General features: G+C 68.0%; 12 protein-coding genes. 6 read left to right on the forward strand and 6 right to left on the reverse strand.

The genetic code is table 11. The annotated features are described in order from the left end of the window. The first annotated feature begins 37 nt into the window (after positions 1 to 37). Together MPSD_RS18750 and MPSD_RS18755 are read left to right on the forward strand one after the other, a co-directional pair. Positions 38 to 1,639: a PE family protein gene (locus tag MPSD_RS18750; protein WP_165601446.1), complete on the forward strand. Its 1,602-nt coding sequence runs from the start codon at positions 38 to 40 to the stop codon at positions 1,637 to 1,639. Between the two features lie 103 nt (positions 1,640 to 1,742). Then, a complete protein-coding gene (locus MPSD_RS18755) occupies positions 1,743 to 3,170 on the forward strand; it encodes a PE family protein (RefSeq protein ID WP_086084829.1) in 1,428 nt (475 codons plus the stop codon). Between the two features lie 4 nt (positions 3,171 to 3,174). On the opposite strand, the gene MPSD_RS18760 is transcribed toward MPSD_RS18755, so the two are convergent. The 3 genes from MPSD_RS18760 to MPSD_RS18770 are packed head-to-tail and all read right to left on the reverse strand — an operon-like array spanning position 3,175 to position 6,664. Further along, positions 3,175 to 4,014, reverse strand: a complete 840-nt coding sequence (locus tag MPSD_RS18760) for a transglutaminase family protein (RefSeq protein WP_020786750.1) — start codon at positions 4,012 to 4,014, stop codon at positions 3,175 to 3,177. Next, positions 4,014 to 4,991, reverse strand: a complete 978-nt coding sequence (locus tag MPSD_RS18765; protein WP_086084830.1) for an alpha-E domain-containing protein — start codon at positions 4,989 to 4,991, stop codon at positions 4,014 to 4,016. The genes MPSD_RS18760 and MPSD_RS18765 overlap by 1 nt, the downstream gene beginning before the upstream one ends. Then, positions 4,991 to 6,664: a circularly permuted type 2 ATP-grasp protein gene (locus tag MPSD_RS18770; RefSeq protein ID WP_012395343.1), complete on the reverse strand. Its 1,674-nt coding sequence runs from the start codon at positions 6,662 to 6,664 to the stop codon at positions 4,991 to 4,993. The genes MPSD_RS18765 and MPSD_RS18770 overlap by 1 nt, the downstream gene beginning before the upstream one ends. A 138-nt stretch (positions 6,665 to 6,802) precedes the next feature. Between MPSD_RS18770 and rpsT the strand changes: the two genes are divergently transcribed. Then, on the forward strand, positions 6,803 to 7,066 hold the full coding sequence (gene rpsT / locus MPSD_RS18775; protein ID WP_011741410.1) for a 30S ribosomal protein S20: 264 nt from the start codon (positions 6,803 to 6,805) through the stop codon (positions 7,064 to 7,066). A gap of 71 nt (positions 7,067 to 7,137) precedes the next feature. Here rpsT and holA read toward each other — a convergent pair whose 3' ends face one another. From holA to MPSD_RS18790, 3 genes are read right to left on the reverse strand one after another with little or no spacing between them, the layout of a single operon-like run. Then, entirely contained in the window at positions 7,138 to 8,097 is a 960-nt protein-coding gene (holA, locus tag MPSD_RS28460; protein ID WP_085979917.1) for a DNA polymerase III subunit delta, read from the reverse strand. A 30-nt stretch (positions 8,098 to 8,127) separates the two neighbouring features. Then, the gene (locus MPSD_RS28465) at positions 8,128 to 9,693 is read right to left on the reverse strand and encodes a ComEC/Rec2 family competence protein (protein ID WP_020786747.1); all 1,566 of its coding nucleotides are present in this window, start codon (positions 9,691 to 9,693) and stop codon (positions 8,128 to 8,130) included. Between the two features lie 17 nt (positions 9,694 to 9,710). Then, complete coding sequence (locus tag MPSD_RS18790; protein WP_015356515.1) at positions 9,711 to 10,586, reverse strand: ComEA family DNA-binding protein; 876 nt, start codon at positions 10,584 to 10,586, stop codon at positions 9,711 to 9,713. Positions 10,587 to 10,840: 254 nt separating this feature from the next. Between MPSD_RS18790 and MPSD_RS18795 the strand changes: the two genes are divergently transcribed. The 3 genes from MPSD_RS18795 to MPSD_RS18805 all read left to right on the forward strand — a co-directional run bounded on the left by MPSD_RS18795 (position 10,841) and on the right by MPSD_RS18805 (position 14,489). Further along, complete coding sequence (locus tag MPSD_RS18795) at positions 10,841 to 12,007, forward strand: acyl-CoA dehydrogenase family protein (protein ID WP_011741415.1); 1,167 nt, start codon at positions 10,841 to 10,843, stop codon at positions 12,005 to 12,007. Between the two features lie 7 nt (positions 12,008 to 12,014). Further along, a complete protein-coding gene (locus tag MPSD_RS18800) occupies positions 12,015 to 13,133 on the forward strand; it encodes an acyl-CoA dehydrogenase family protein (RefSeq protein WP_015356517.1) in 1,119 nt (372 codons plus the stop codon). A 255-nt stretch (positions 13,134 to 13,388) separates the two neighbouring features. Then, positions 13,389 to 14,489, forward strand: a complete 1,101-nt coding sequence (locus MPSD_RS18805) for a hypothetical protein (RefSeq protein ID WP_020725964.1) — start codon at positions 13,389 to 13,391, stop codon at positions 14,487 to 14,489. Positions 14,490 to 14,510: the final 21 nt, after the last annotated feature.

The following is a 14,510-nucleotide window of genomic DNA, read 5'->3' on the forward strand; positions in this document are numbered from 1 at the left end:
GTAATTGGTCAATGGTCGTGAAGTGGTGGTGGTCGTGATGTCGTTTGCGGTCGTAGCGCCAGAGCTAATGCGGGTGGCCGCTTCGGATCTGGCCAATATCGGCTCCACGCTCAGCGCCGCCAACGCGGTCGCGGCGGCCCAAACGACCGCGGTGCAGGCGGCCGCGGCCGACGAAGTGTCTACCGCGATCGCGGCCCTGTTCGGCTGGCACGCGCAGACGTACCAGTCACTGAGCGCGCAGGCGACGTCATTTCATGACCAGTTTGTTCAGACCCTGGCGTCGAGCGGGACCTCGTATTGGTCCGCGGAAGCCACCAATGTCGAGCAGACGCTGCTCAACGCGATCAACGCACCCACCGAGGCCCTGTTCGGACGCCCGCTGCTCGGCGACGGCGCCGACGGGCAAACCGTCAACGGGGTGGGACAGGCCGGCGGCGACGGGGGCTTCCTGTGGGGCAACGGCGGCAACGGCGGCGACAGCACCAGTGCCGGTGTGGCCGGCGGCGCCGGCGGTAGTGCCGGGCTCTTCGGCAATGGCGGCGCTGGCGGCACCGGCGCGGATGCTGATGTGAGCGCGACCAACGGTGGCGCCGGCGGGGCGGGCGGCAACGCCGGACTGATATTCGGCTTCGGCGGAGCCGGCGGCACCGGCGGCAGCGGCATCAATTCCTTCGCCTCGTTCGGCGGCAACGGCGGCGCGGGTGGTAACAGCTACCTGTTAGGGGCCGCCGGCGCAGGCGGCAACGGCGGGGTGGGCCTGGGGACGTCCGGATTCGGCGGCACCGGCGGGGACTGCGGCCAGGGCGGGCTGTTCGGAAACGGCGCCGCGGGCGGGCTGGGCGGTCAGAGCACCGACGGTGACGGCGGCAGTGGTGGCAGCGGCGGTCGAGCCGGAATCCTCTATGGCGACGGCGGCGACGGCGGCGACGGCGGTGCCGGCCGGTTCAGTTCAGGGTCCGGCGGCGCCGCCGGCACCGCCATCCTTGCCGGCAACGGCGGTAGCGGCGGCAACGGCGGTAGCGGCGGTAGCGGCGGTAGCGGCGGCAACGGCGCTAGCAGCACGGCTACCAGCGGCGACGGTTTCGGTGGGATCGGCGGCACCGGCGGCATGTTCTTCGGCAACGGCGGCGACGGCGGCAACGGCGGCGACGGGTTCGACGTCGCCAACGGGGGCGGCTGGGGCAGCAGCGGCGGCTCGGCCCTGCTCTTCGGCGACGGTGGTGCCGGCGGCAACGGCGGCGCCGGCGGCGGCCAGGGCGCAAACGGCGGCCTCGGCGGCCTGGTGATCGGCAACGGCGGCAACGGCGGCATCGGCGGCATCGGCGGCGATTCCGGTAACCCCGCCGGCGGTCAAGGTGGCAACGGCGGCGGCGCCTACCTGATTGGCAATGGCGGCTGGGGAGGCGTCGCCGGCGGCAGCGGTGGCGACGGCGGGTGGCTGCTCGGCAACGGCGGTAACGGCGCCGAGGGCGGCACCAGCTCAGCAACCGGTGGGGCCGGCGGCAATGGCGGTAACGCTCGGTTCATCGGCAACGGCGGCGACGGCGCTCACGGAGGTGACGGTACCCCCGACGGTGCCAGCGGTACCGGCGGCAGCGGCGGCATCCTGTTCGGACAGAACGGCAGCGATGGCGGATAGCCCACAGCGTCGGGCGGACGCGGGCGAAATGTGCCCGGACTGCTGATCGCATCGCGATACGATCCGCACCTGGCCCAGTGGTCCTGACCCTCAGAGGTGCGCCATGGCATATGTGATCGCCGACCTGGAGGCAATGGCCGCGGCGGCCGCCGATTTGGCCGGGGTGAATTCGGCAATCGCGGCAGCCAACGGGATTGCCGCGATCCCGACGACCGCCGTGCAGGCCTGCGCCGGCGATCAGGTGTCAGCGGCCGTCGCGGCGTTGTTCGCCGCGCATGCCCAGGGCTATCAGAGCATCAGCACACAGATGTCGGCAATGCATGACCAGCTCGTGCAGACCCTGTCCGCCAGCAGCGCGTCCTACGCCGGGGCCGAGGCCTCCAACGCCGCACAAGCATTGCTCGATCTGATCAACGCTCCTACCCAAGCGCTGCTGGGGCGCCCGCTGATCGGTAACGGCGCCGACGGCGCGACCGTCGGCGGAATCGGGACGCCCGGCGGGGCGGGCGGGCTGTTGTACGGCAACGGCGGCCGGGGCGGTGACAGCACCCTTGCCGGTGTCTCGGGAGGCGGCGGTGGCGACGCCGGGCTGATCGGTAACGGCGGCGCCGGTGGCACCGGCGGCAACGGCGGCAGTGGCGGGCTCGGCGGCAATGCCTGGCTGCTCGGCAGCGGCGGTACCGGCGGCACCGGGGGTGCCGGTGTCTCATCCGGATTCGGGGGTACCGGCGGAAACGGCGGCCTGGGCGGGCTGCTCTACGGCAGCGGCGGTGCGGGTGGCACGGGTGGTGCCGGTGCCGCGGGCGCCGTGTTGGGCGGCATGGGCGGGCTGGGCGGTGACGCGCGGCTGTTCGGCACCGGCGGCGCCGGCGGGACTGGCGGCGACAACAGCCTGGGCCTGACCGGTCAGGGCGGCCAGGGCGGCGACGGCGGCTACGGCGGTGCGCTGTTCGGTTCCGGAGGTTCCGGCGGGGGCGGCGGCACCGGGAGTTCCGCTGGCGGCGACGGCGGCGCGGGCGGCGCCAGCGGCTACGGAATCGGCAACGGCGGTGCCGGCGGTGCGGCCGGCGACGGTGGTGGTGCGGGCAGCCTCGGCACCGGCGGGAATGGCGGATCGGGCGGACGCGCCGCGTTGCTCTACGGCGTCGGTGGTGACGGCGGGGCCGGCGGCGCCGGCGGCGACGTCGTCGGCAGCGCTGGCGGCAGCGGCGGGCTCGGGGGCGCCGCCGGGTTGGTCGACGTCGGCGGCGACGGCGGAGCCGGTGGGGCGGGCGGCGGCGCCGGGGGTGACGGCGGCGCCGGCGCTTATCTGATCGGCGACGGGGGTGATGGCGGGGCCGGCGGGGACGGCAACGCGGGCAGCCTCGCGGGCGGCACCGGCGGCAATGGCGGTGACGCCAAGTTCATCGGTAACGGCGGCAACGGCGGTGACGGTGGGGTCGGCTTCGGCGGCGGCGCCAACGGCTCCGGTGGTACCGGCGGCGCCGCGGGGCTGCTTGGCAGCCCCGGCAGCGACGGCACCACCGTTTAAGGCCCTAGGCCAGCCGGGTGATCTCCACGTCCACGTCGAGGTCGGTGACGCCAAGCCCGGAGTAGATGCCTTTCAGCGGAGGTACGTCGCTGTAATCGCGGCCGGCGCCCACGCTGATGTACTGCTCGCTGATCTCGGTGTCGTTGGTCGGGTCGTAGTGCCACCAACCGCCGGTCCACGCCTGGATCCAGGCGTGACTGCGTCCGGCCACCGACTTCCCCACCACCGCGTTGCGCTTGGGATGCAGATAACCGGACACATAGCGCGCAGGAATTCCCATGCCCCGCAACACAATCAGCGACAAGTGCGCAAAGTCCTGGCAGACGCCTTTGCCCTGTTCCAGGGCATCGAGCCCGGAGGAGTGCACACCGGTGGTGCCGGGCAGGTAGTCCAATTCGCTGCGCGCCCAACGGGCCGCCGCGACGACCGCCTCCACCGGGTCGTGATACTTCCTGATCCGGCGTCCCACGGCGGCGACACGTTTGCTTGTCGGGGTGTACGAGGTGGGGCGCAGCACCTCGTCGAAACGATCGATGACGGCCATCGACTCGAGTTCTTCCCAGGTGACCTTCGCCTCCGGCGGCTCCGGACGCTCGGTCTCGACGACCGAGGAGGACGTGACCGTCAGCTCGGTGTGCGGGGCGTGCAGGTCGAACGCCGTCACCGCGGTACCCCAATAGTCGACGTAGCGGTAGGACCGGGTAGCCGGAATGGTTTCGACCCGGTTGAGGATCACGCTCTGCCGGGAGTTGGACCGCGGCGTCAGTCGCGCCTCGTTAAACGACGCCGTGACCGGCGCCTCGTATGCGTACCCGGTGCTGTGCACCACCCGCATCCGCCACATCAGGATTCTCCCTTCCTGACGACCATCTGGCCGCGGGGGCCGGCATCGGTCCAGGCTACCCATGGGGTTACGTGGAAATACTGCAGTGTCAACGCTTCTCCGACGTCACGACAGGTTCGTTGCAGACCTGACAAGCGGCTGTCCAGGGACTCCAGCAAGACCCCGGGCTGGACGAACTCGAGTTTGCTGCGCGCTTGCCCAAGCAGCCGCTGCGCTTCGGTGGTCGCCCCGATGCGGCTCTGCGGATTATGCAGCAGCTCATCGAGGTTGTGTTCGGCCATGCGCAGCGAGTAGTAGACCGAGCGCGGGAACAGCCGGTCCAGCATCATGAACTCGACCACCCGGGCCGCGTCCAACACCCCGTGATAGGTGCGCAGATAGGTGTCATGGGCACCCACCGAACGCAGCAACGTGACCCAGGCCGGCGATGACGCGCTGTCCCCTACCCGGGACAGCAACAGGCGCACCGTCATGTCGACCCGTTCGATGGCGCGGCCCAGCAACATGAACCGGTATCCGTCGTCGCGCGACAGAGTGGAGTCGGCCAGCCCGGCGAACATGGCCGCACGCCCTTCGACGAATGACAGAAATTCATGCGGCCCAAGTCGTTTGGCTGCTCGCTCACGTTCCGGGAGAGCGTGGTAGGTGGTGTTCAGGCACTCCCAGGTCTCGATGGACGTCACTTCGCGAGCCGACTTGGCGTTTTCCCGCGCCGCTGAGATCGCCTCGACGATCGAACAGCCGCCCGAAGCGTTGGTGCTGAAGGCCACCAGGTCGGTCAACGACCAGACATCCAGCTCGTGATCGGGAGGGTCGATGCCGAGCACCCGCAACAGCAGCCGCGAGGCATGGTCGGGGTCGATGCTGGAATCCTCGAGCAGCTGGTGTATCGCGACATCGAGAATTCGGGCGGTGTCGTCGGCGCGCTCTACGTAGCGACCGATCCAGTACAGCGCTTCGGCGTTGCGGGCAAGCATCACTTCTTCGCTTTCTGCTGCTGTTGTTGCTGGTGCTGACCTTCTTGCGGCTGATTTTGCTGCGGCTGCTGCTGGTTGGGCCGCGTATCGTCGGGACTCTGCTCGGGCACGGTCCGCGGCAACGACCGCAGCACTTGGGCGCCGCCCAGCTCACGGCCGGTAGCCAAGGAGCGCGGCGCCAGCACCCAGGTGTCCTTCGACCCGCCGCCCTGACTGGAATTGACCACCCGTGACCCCTCGACCTGGGCCACCCGGGTCAACCCACCCGGCAGCACCCACACGTCGTTGCCGTCATTGACCGCAAACGGCCTCAGGTCGACGTAGCGCGGCGCCAGCGAGTCCTCGATGCGTGTCGGCACGGTCGACAGTTCCATCATCGGCTGCGCGATCCAGCTACGCGGATCGTCACGAATCTTCTTGCCGACCGCGGCCAGCTCCTTGTCCGACGCGTCCGGGCCGAACACGATGCCGTAGCCCCCGGATCCCTCGACCGGCTTGAGCACCAGTTCCTTGAGCCGGTCCAGCACTTCTTCGCGTTCCTCGTCCAGCCAGCACCGATAGGTGTCCACATTGGCCAGCAACGGCTTTTCGCGCAGGTAGTACTCGATCATGGTGGGCACGTAGGTGTAGACTAGCTTGTCGTCACCGACACCGTTTCCGATCGAGCTCGAGATGACCACATTGCCCGCGCGGGCGGCATTGACCAGACCGGCCACTCCCAGCACCGAGTCGGCGCGGAATTGCAGCGGGTCCAGGAAGGCGTCGTCGATGCGCCGGTAGATGACGTCGACCTGGCACTCCCCCTCGGTGGTGCGCATGTACACCTGATTGTCGCGACAGAACAGGTCGCGGCCTTCGACCAACTCGACGCCCATCTGCCGGGCCAGCAGCGAATGTTCGAAATAGGCCGAGTTGTAGACACCTGGGGTCAGCACCACCACGGTGGGGTCGGCCTCGTTGGTGGCCGCCGAGTTGCGGAGCGCCCGCAGCAGGTGCGAAGGGTAGTCGTCGACCGCACGGACCCGATGGGTGGCGAACAGGTTCGGGAAGACCCGCGCCATGGTGCGCCGGTTCTCGATGACGTAGGACACCCCCGACGGCGAGCGCAGGTTGTCCTCGAGGACCCGGAAGTCACCGCGCTCGTCGCGGATCAGGTCGATGCCGGCGACGTGGATGCGCACACCGTTGGGCGGAATGATCCCCACGGCCTCCCGGTGGAAGTGCTCGCAGGAGGTGATCAGCCGCCGCGGAATGACGCCGTCACGCAGGATCTCCTGGTCGCCATAGATGTCGTCCAGGTACATCTCGAGGGCCTTGACGCGTTGGATGATGCCGCGTTCCAACCGGGACCATTCGGCCGCCGAGATCACCCGGGGCACCAGGTCAAGCGGGAACGGCCGCTCCTGGCCCGACAGCGAAAACGTGATGCCCTGGTCTAGGAATGCGCGGTCCAACGCATCGGCGCGGGCCTTGAGCTCCGACGCATCCGACGGCGCAAGCTCGGCGTAGATGCCCTTGTAGGGGCCGCGAACGTTGCCCTGGGCGTCGAACATTTCGTCAAAGGCTTGGGAATACACATCCGACGAGTTGTAGCCGCCGAATATGCGTTCCGGACGCGCTTGTGACCGCCGCCTACTTGCTTGCATCGGTTCAGTAAGACTCACCTGGTTCATGGTGCCTCAATTCGACAATCCGCCGAGCTAACGGCTCCTCTTTTGGGTGAAAACGTAACCGACTGATAACCTGAGCACTCGCTGTCGGGTGTCAAGGTCACCCGAGCAACCACCGAGCAGACTTTAAGGAACTAACGCGTGGCCAACATCAAGTCGCAGCAAAAGCGCAACCGCACCAACGAGCGCGCCCGACTGCGCAACAAGTCGGTGAAGTCGTCGCTGCGTACGGCGGTCCGGTCGTTCCGCGACGCTGCTCACTCGGGCGACAAGGAAAAGGCCGCCGAGCTGCTGGTTTCGACCAACCGCAAGTTGGACAAGGCGGCCAGCAAGGGCGTCATTCACAAGAACCAGGCCGCCAACAAGAAGTCGGCACTGGCGCGCGCCCTCAACAAGCTGGGCTGACCCGTCAAACCTGAAAACCGGGCCTGGTCCAGGCCCGGTTCAAGCGTGTCTCAGGCCTGGTTCACATCTGGTCAGGCCCGGTCGGCGACCAACTCAGCCACCGTTCTGACCGCGGATTCCAGCGCGTAGTCAGCGTCGGCCGCGGCTCCCTTGACGTCGGCGTTGAGTTGCGCGACCAACTGCATCGCCGTTGCGACCTTGTCGCGCGACCAGCGCCGCGCTTGCTTCTGGGCCTTTTGCACCCGCCACGGCGGCATGCCCAGCTGGCTTGCCATGCGGTACGGGTCTCCAGACAACGGCCCCACCCGACCGATCGTGTGTATGGCTTCGGCCAGGGCATCGGCCAGGACCACCAGCGGTTCTCCGCGCATCATCGCCCAGCGCAGCGCCTCGGTGGCGCCGGCCACGTCGCCGGCCACCGCCTTGTCGGCGATATCAAAACCTTTCACCTCGGCCTTGCCGCTGTGATAGCGACGGACCGCGACGGCATCAACGTCACCGCCGGTGTCGGCAACCAGCTGTGAACAGGCCGAGGCCAGTTCGCGGATATCGGATCCGACGGCATCGAGCAGGGCCGTCACAGTGTCCTCGCCGACCTTGACGCGCAGCGCGCGGAACTCGCCACGGACAAAGTCGACACGCTCGCTAGCCTTGCTGATCCGCGCACACGGGTGCACCTGCGCACCCAGCGACTTCAGCTCACCGGCGAGCGCCTTGGCCCGCCCACCGCCGGAATGCACCACCACCAGCACCGTGCCCGGTGGAATGTCGGCGGCGGTCGAGGCGATCAACGCGACCGCGTCTTTGCCGGCCTCGGCAGCGGCCTCCAAAACGACTATCCGCTCCTCGGCGAACAGCGAGGGGCTCAGCAGTTCGGCCAGCTCGTAGGTGCTGACGTCGCCCGCGCGCATTCGGTTGACCGGCACGTCGTCGGTGCCCGCGGCCTGGCGTGCCCGCTCACGCGCTGCCCGCACGATGTCGCCCACCGCCCGCTCGACCAACAGTTCCTCATCACCCAGGACCAAGTGCAACGGCGAAATCTCGCTCACCCCCTGATGGTGTCACGAGGGGCCGACCAGGCCCGCCACCGACCACGCCAGCCCACTGCCGAGGGTGGCCAGCAGAGCTGAAATCATCGCGAGCCGAATCCACCGAAATCGCCACAGCGCCACCACCAACACGGTGACTCCCCCCACAATCAGCACCCCGGCAAGCCCCGCCGGGACGGCCACGGTCGCCCCTGGCACATCGGCGGCCCACCGCGCCACATGCAACACCCACCACACCTGCGGCCCGGTGAAGCGGATCAGCAGCTGCGCGCCGGCCGGCCACGGGATGACCAGCACGGCCGCCGCACTGCCCAGCACGGTGATCGGCGCGATCACGGCGGCTACCGCGAGGTTGGCAACCACTGCGACCACACTGAACCGGCCGGAGATCGCGGCGACCAGCGGTGCCGTCACCACCTGTGCCGCGGTCGCGACGGCGAGCCCGTCCGCCAGCACTTTGGGCCAGCCCCGCGCCACCAGGCCGTCCGACCACCCCGGAGCGACGACGACCAGGGCCGCGGTAGCCACCACCGACAACGCGAAACCCATGTCAACGGCCAGGTGCGGCGCCGCAACCAGCAACACGAGCACGGTGGTCGACAGTGCCGGAATCGCCTGCCGTCGACGCGACGACAACATCGCGGCCAGCGCGATGGATGCCATCAGCGCCGCCCGCAACACACTTGCCGTCGGCTGCACCACGACCACAAACGCCACCAGCGCGATCCCGGCCAGTGCCACCGCGGCCCGCGGTCCGACCCAACGCGCCGAGAACAGCACCGCACCGCAGACGATGGTGACGTTGGCTCCCGACACCGCCGTCAGATGGGTCATCCCCGCTGACCGGAACGCGCGGCCGGTCTCGGTGCTGACCGTCGAGGTATCACCGAGGACCAAGGCGGGCAGCATCGCGGCCTGGTCGGCGGGCAGAACGCGCCGTGCCGCCGCGGCAAACCGGCCGCGCACCTGGTGAGCGGCCCGCTGCAACGCACCGGCACGACCAGCCTTGACCGCACCCGCCGAGTTGAGCACCGCGACCGTGAGATCGTGGCGGGCGGGACCGCTGATGCGGGCCGTGAAGCGCACCGGCCGCCCGACCATCAGCTCTCCCATCTCCTCGAACTCGGAGGCACGCGCGAACACCACGACACGACCGGAGATCTCGTCATCACGCAGCCGCTGGATCGTCGCCCGAAACATCAATCGGTCAGACCCCAGCGACAAGGCACTTTCACTGGGTGTGACGGTCACCGCGGCTGAGGTTCCGAACGCGGCGCTGATCGGATGGCGCGCCAGAGCCTCGGTCCGCAGCGCGATCGCCATTCCAAAGCCCGCGCCCACCACCCCGACCGTGACCAGGCCGGCGCTGACTACGCACGGCCACCGCCTCGACCGCGGCCGGCGATCGTTGATCCACCACAACACCTCGGCCCCGAGCGCGAGCAGCAGGCACCCGGATGCGCACGCGCGACCGACCGGCCAGACGATTCCCGCCGCGGTCACGATCCAGCTGGTCAGCGCACCCGGAACCAGACGCACATCCAGTCGCTCCGCGACGTCGCGGCCGGCGCCGGCCATCCCGCTATGCACCGGCGTCAGACGCGAACCAGGGACCGCAGCTTCTGCAGTCGCGCCGGACCGATGCCGTCAACTTCAGCAAGCTGGTCCACGCTGGTGAACTTGCCGTTGGCCGCTCGCCACGACACGATCGCAGCGGCGGTGACCGGCCCCACCCCGGGCAGCGAATCCAGTTGTTCCACCGTCGCGGTGTTGAGGTCGAGGACCTCGGCCGGATTGGGGCCCGGGCTCCTCGTGCCCGACGTCGCCGCGGGCGCTGGGCTTGGTGTGGCGGCGCCGATCGAGCTGCCGAATCTTTTGGGCTGCCCCGCGACGGGTGCGAGCCCCACCACAATCTGTTCGCCATCGGCCAGCTGACGGGCCATGTTGAGGCCGATGGTGTCCGCACCGGCCAGCGCGCCGCCGGCGGCCTGCAACGCATCGGCTACCCGGGCGCCCGGTGCCAGCGTGAACAGTCCCGGCGTATGGACCAGGCCAACGACACTGACCACCACCGGCCGATCCGGGCCGGCAGCCGCGGCGGGACTTGCCGAGGATCCAGGGCTGGCTCCCGAGCTCCCCGAAACATGTTCCACCGCGGGTAGTTTCGCCGACATCACCGGCGCAGGGCGATCGTGCAGCAACGTGAAAGCGGTGACCAGCACCGCAAGCGCGGCGACTACGGCCAACGCGATGGCACCGGCACGCCCGGGGTCGGCGCGCACCCTGCTCAACAAGCCGCTGCCATCCCCTGCCTCCGGCAGCCAGCGCGGGAGCAGCGAGTTCGGGTCGTCATCGCGATCGTCGTGCGGATCCGCACCGGATTCGGCGGCACCGGACTCGGCGTGCAATCGGAGGTCGGGGGCGGTGGTGAGCCGTCGCTGCAGTCGCTCGGCGGGAAGCTCTGTTCGCATGGGCCGACGGTAAATGCGCCGACCGCCACACCAACTCGAAGCGACGGCGCCAAGCCTGGTGCTTGTGGATGAACCCGACACTGTGCATCGGGCAGGTGCAGCAGGACCGGTCCAACACCGGTGTCGAGGCACCCGATTAACAGGTGAGCCCGCGATGCGCCTAACGTGCAAGGCAGGACTGCCGGTTTCCGGCACGCGCAGTCCCTGCGCGGGAAGCAAACCCAACGGTGGTCACCTGAAACAGGAGGCTGCCGATGAAGCTGGCTCTCACCCCCGACGAAGCCGCCTTCCGCGACGAGCTTCGCACCTTCTACACCACCCGGATACCCGAAGACCTGCGCGAGCTGGTGCGCCAGGGCCAGTCGCCGAGCCGCGATGAGATCGTCACGTGCCACAAGATCCTCAACGATCACGGGCTGGCGGTGCCGAACTGGCCGGTGGAATGGGGCGGTAAGGACTGGACACCGACTCAGCACCAGATCTGGGCCGACGAGATGCAGCTGGCCAGCGTCCCGGAGCCGTTGAACTTCAACACCAAGATGGTCGGTCCGGTGATCGCCGAATTCGGATCCCAGGAGATCAAGCAGCGCTTCCTGCCGCCGACGGCCAGCCTCGACATCTGGTGGTGTCAAGGCTTCTCCGAACCTGAAGCCGGTTCGGATCTCGCATCACTGCGCACCACCGCCGTGCGCGATGGCGACAGCTACGTCGTCAATGGCCAGAAGACATGGACGACGCTGGGCCAGTATGCCGACTGGATTTTCTGCCTGGTGCGCACCGACCCCCAGGCGCCCAAGCGGCAAGCCGGCATTTCGTTTCTGCTCATCGACATGGCCACCCCCGGCATCACGCTGCGGCCGATCAAGACCATCGACGGTGGTCACGAAGTCAACGAGGTGTTTTTCTCCGACGTTCGAGTACCGGCCGATCAACTCGTTGGCCAGGAGAACCAGGGCTGGACCTACGCGAAGTTCCTGCTGGGCAACGAGCGCACCGGGATCGCCGGGGTGGGCCGCACCAAGGTGCGCCTCGCCGAGGTGAAAAAGCACGCTGCCAACAACGGCCTGCTCGACGATCCGCTGTTCGCGGCGCGCCTTGCTGAAGCCGAAAACGAGCTGCTGGCATTGGAACTCACCCAGGCTCGGGTGGTTACCGACTCGGCAGACGGTAAGCCCAACCCGGCGTCGTCGGTACTCAAGTTGCGCGGCAGCCAATTGCAGCAAGTCGCCACCGAATTGCTCGTCGAGGTAGCCGGGCCCGACGCGCTACCGGTGGGCGGTGCACAGGCGGCAGGGATCGCGTCACCGCAGTGGGCCCAGAGCAGCGCCCCGCGCTACCTGAACTACCGCAAGACATCGATTTACGGCGGCAGCAACGAAGTGCAGCGCAACATCATCGCGTCCACCATCTTGGGATTGTGAGGCAGTCATGGACTTTCAGTACAGCGACGAGCAAACGCTGCTCCGCGACACCACCCGTGATCTGTTGTCTCGCAGCTATGACGCGGAGAGCCGCAACAAGATCATCGACACCGATCTCGGCTGGAGCCGCGACGTTTGGAGTCAACTGGCCGACACCGGGATCTTGGGGCTCGGATTCGAGCCGGCCGAGGCCGGCCAGATCGAGATCATGCTGGTGATGACCGAAGTCGGTCGCCGGCTGGCCCCGGAACCCATCGTGCACGCCGCGCTGGCACCCGGCGCGATCATCGCCGAGTTGGGCAACGACGCACAGCTGCAGCTACTCGACGAAGTCGCCGCCGGAGGGCGACTGCTGGCGTTCGCACACCTGGAACCGGGCCAGCGCAGCCCGGCGGCCACCGTGTCGACTCGTGCTGTGCGGCAAGGTGATTCATGGCTCCTGAGCGGAACGAAAAATCCGGTCCTGGCTGGTGACTGCGCCGACACACTGGTGGTCAGCGCAGCTTTGCCCGATGGTGGGGTCGGGTTGTTCCTGGTGGATGCCGGCCCCGAGGGCGGTGGGGTCGACAAGCACCCGTACCCGACGTTCGACAGTCAGCGCGGTGCGCAGATCGACCTGGACCAGGCGCCCGCGGCACCGCTGGGCGACGCCGTCGACGCGTCAGCCGCCATTCGCAACGCCATCATCCGGATCCAGTCGGCGATGTGCGCCGAAGCGGTCGGTGCGATGGAAGAAGCCCTTCGCCTGACCACCGATTACCTCAAGACGCGCAAGCAGTTCGGCGTCACACTGAACAAGTTCCAGGCGCTCACCCAGCGTGCGGCCGACATGTACGTGTCGCTGGAGCTGGCCCGCAGCATGAACTTCTACGCCGCAATGTCCATTGCCGACGGCAACCTCGACCCGCTCATCGCCTCCCGGTCCAAGCTTCAGATTGGCCGGTCGGGCCGCCACATCGCGCAAGAGTCGATCCAGCTGCACGGCGGCATCGGGGTGACCGCGGAGTATCCGGTGGGCCACTACGCGGCCCGGCTCACCGCGATCGACCACACCCTGGGTTCCACCCAGGATCAGCTTCGGGTTCTCATCGATCACATCGCCGACTACGACCTGGTCAGGCTCTAACTCCGGGCCGCCGATCGCCTGCCCGCCGCGCCCAGCCCGGCGGCGATCCGCGGAACCGTTTGACCGGCACCCGATCGGGGCGCCCGGCGCGCCAACACCCGCCCGTGGTCACAACCATTGGTTGTAACCACTCAAAGAAGTGCCCTCTGCCCACGCGCGGCTGCCGCCGAAATACTAGAAATGTCGGCGCGTCAACGTGCGCCGGCAAGACGAAACAAACCGACAAACGTATGCGAACAAGCCTCAAGAGGAGACATGACTCACTACACGTGGACCGTCATCGGAGCCGGACCCGCAGGGATCGCCAGTGTTGGCAGACTGCTCGACCACGGCGTGCGGCCCAATGAAATCGCTTGGATAGATCCGCAGTTCGCGGCAGGAGACCTGGGCGAAAAGTGGGGTGCCGTCCCGAGTAACACCCAAGTATCGCTGTTCCTGGACTACTTCAACGCCTCACCCGCGTTCGGCTTCGCCGCGGCACCGCATTTCGACCTGCACGACATCGACCCCCAGCACACCTGCCAACTAGGCGTAGTCGCCGGGCCGCTGCGTTGGGTCACCGAGCACCTGCGGGCCAAGGTGGCAGCATTTCAAAGCACCGCAACCGAGCTCTCACTGCGCAACCAACACTGGCAGATCACCACACTCGACGGTGAAATCTCTTCCAAGAACGTGATTCTGGCGGTTGGCTCGACACCCAAGAAGCTGACCTACCCCGAGCTGAAAGAGATACCGGTCGAAGTTGCCCTCAACCCTGAGAAGCTGGCGCAGCAACAACTGGACGGGGCAACCGTTGCCGTATTCGGCTCGTCCCACTCGACGATGATCGCATTGCCGAACCTGCTCGAGCATCCCGTGCACAAGGTGATCAACTTCTACCGCAGCCCGCACAGATACGCTGTCCCCTTCCAGGATTGGACCCTCTTCGACGACACCGGCCTCAAAGGCGACGCGGCTCGGTGGGCGCGGGAGAACATCGACGGACGGCATCCCGAACGGCTGCACAGGTGTTTGGTCGACAGCCCGGAATTCGCCAGACTGCTTCGCGAATGCGACCAGGCCGTCTACACCGTCGGGTTCGAACGCAGGCACCTTCCCCTGACCCCGCAGTGGGGACCGCTGGAGCACGACGGCGCCAACGGGATTCTCGCGCCCGGGCTGTTCGGGATCGGCATTGCATTCCCCGAGTACCGGACCGATCCGCTGGGATTCGGCGAGCACCGGGTGGGAATGGCCAAGTTCATGCAACGCCTCAACAGTGTCCTGCCGCTGTGGCTGCAGTACGGCGGATCGCCGGCCCAGGCGGCGGCTCTTTGCCCGGACGGCGTCGGGCTGCTCGCGGGCGCAACCGCCTAGGGAGCCAGCGCACACGGCTAA

It is taken from the genome of Mycobacterium pseudoshottsii JCM 15466 (assembly GCF_003584745.1).
Lineage (GTDB): Bacteria > Actinomycetota > Actinomycetes > Mycobacteriales > Mycobacteriaceae > Mycobacterium > Mycobacterium marinum.

Bases quoted from the DNA above. Each gene is read 5' to 3' on its own strand.
- MPSD_RS18750 (WP_165601446.1), top strand. From the start codon at position 38: ATGTCGTTTGCGGTCGTAGCGCCAGAGCTAATGCGGGTGGCCGCTTCG.
- MPSD_RS18755 (WP_086084829.1), top strand. From the start codon at position 1,743: ATGGCATATGTGATCGCCGACCTGGAGGCAATGGCCGCGGCGGCCGCC.
- MPSD_RS18760 (WP_020786750.1), bottom strand. From the start codon at position 4,014: ATGTGGCGGATGCGGGTGGTGCACAGCACCGGGTACGCATACGAGGCG.
- MPSD_RS18765 (WP_086084830.1), bottom strand. From the start codon at position 4,991: ATGCTTGCCCGCAACGCCGAAGCGCTGTACTGGATCGGTCGCTACGTA.
- MPSD_RS18770 (WP_012395343.1), bottom strand. From the start codon at position 6,664: ATGAACCAGGTGAGTCTTACTGAACCGATGCAAGCAAGTAGGCGGCGG.
- MPSD_RS28465 (WP_020786747.1), bottom strand. From the start codon at position 9,693: ATGGCCGGCGCCGGCCGCGACGTCGCGGAGCGACTGGATGTGCGTCTG.
- MPSD_RS18790 (WP_015356515.1), bottom strand. From the start codon at position 10,586: ATGCGAACAGAGCTTCCCGCCGAGCGACTGCAGCGACGGCTCACCACC.
- MPSD_RS18795 (WP_011741415.1), top strand. From the start codon at position 10,841: ATGAAGCTGGCTCTCACCCCCGACGAAGCCGCCTTCCGCGACGAGCTT.
- MPSD_RS18800 (WP_015356517.1), top strand. From the start codon at position 12,015: ATGGACTTTCAGTACAGCGACGAGCAAACGCTGCTCCGCGACACCACC.
- MPSD_RS18805 (WP_020725964.1), top strand. From the start codon at position 13,389: ATGACTCACTACACGTGGACCGTCATCGGAGCCGGACCCGCAGGGATC.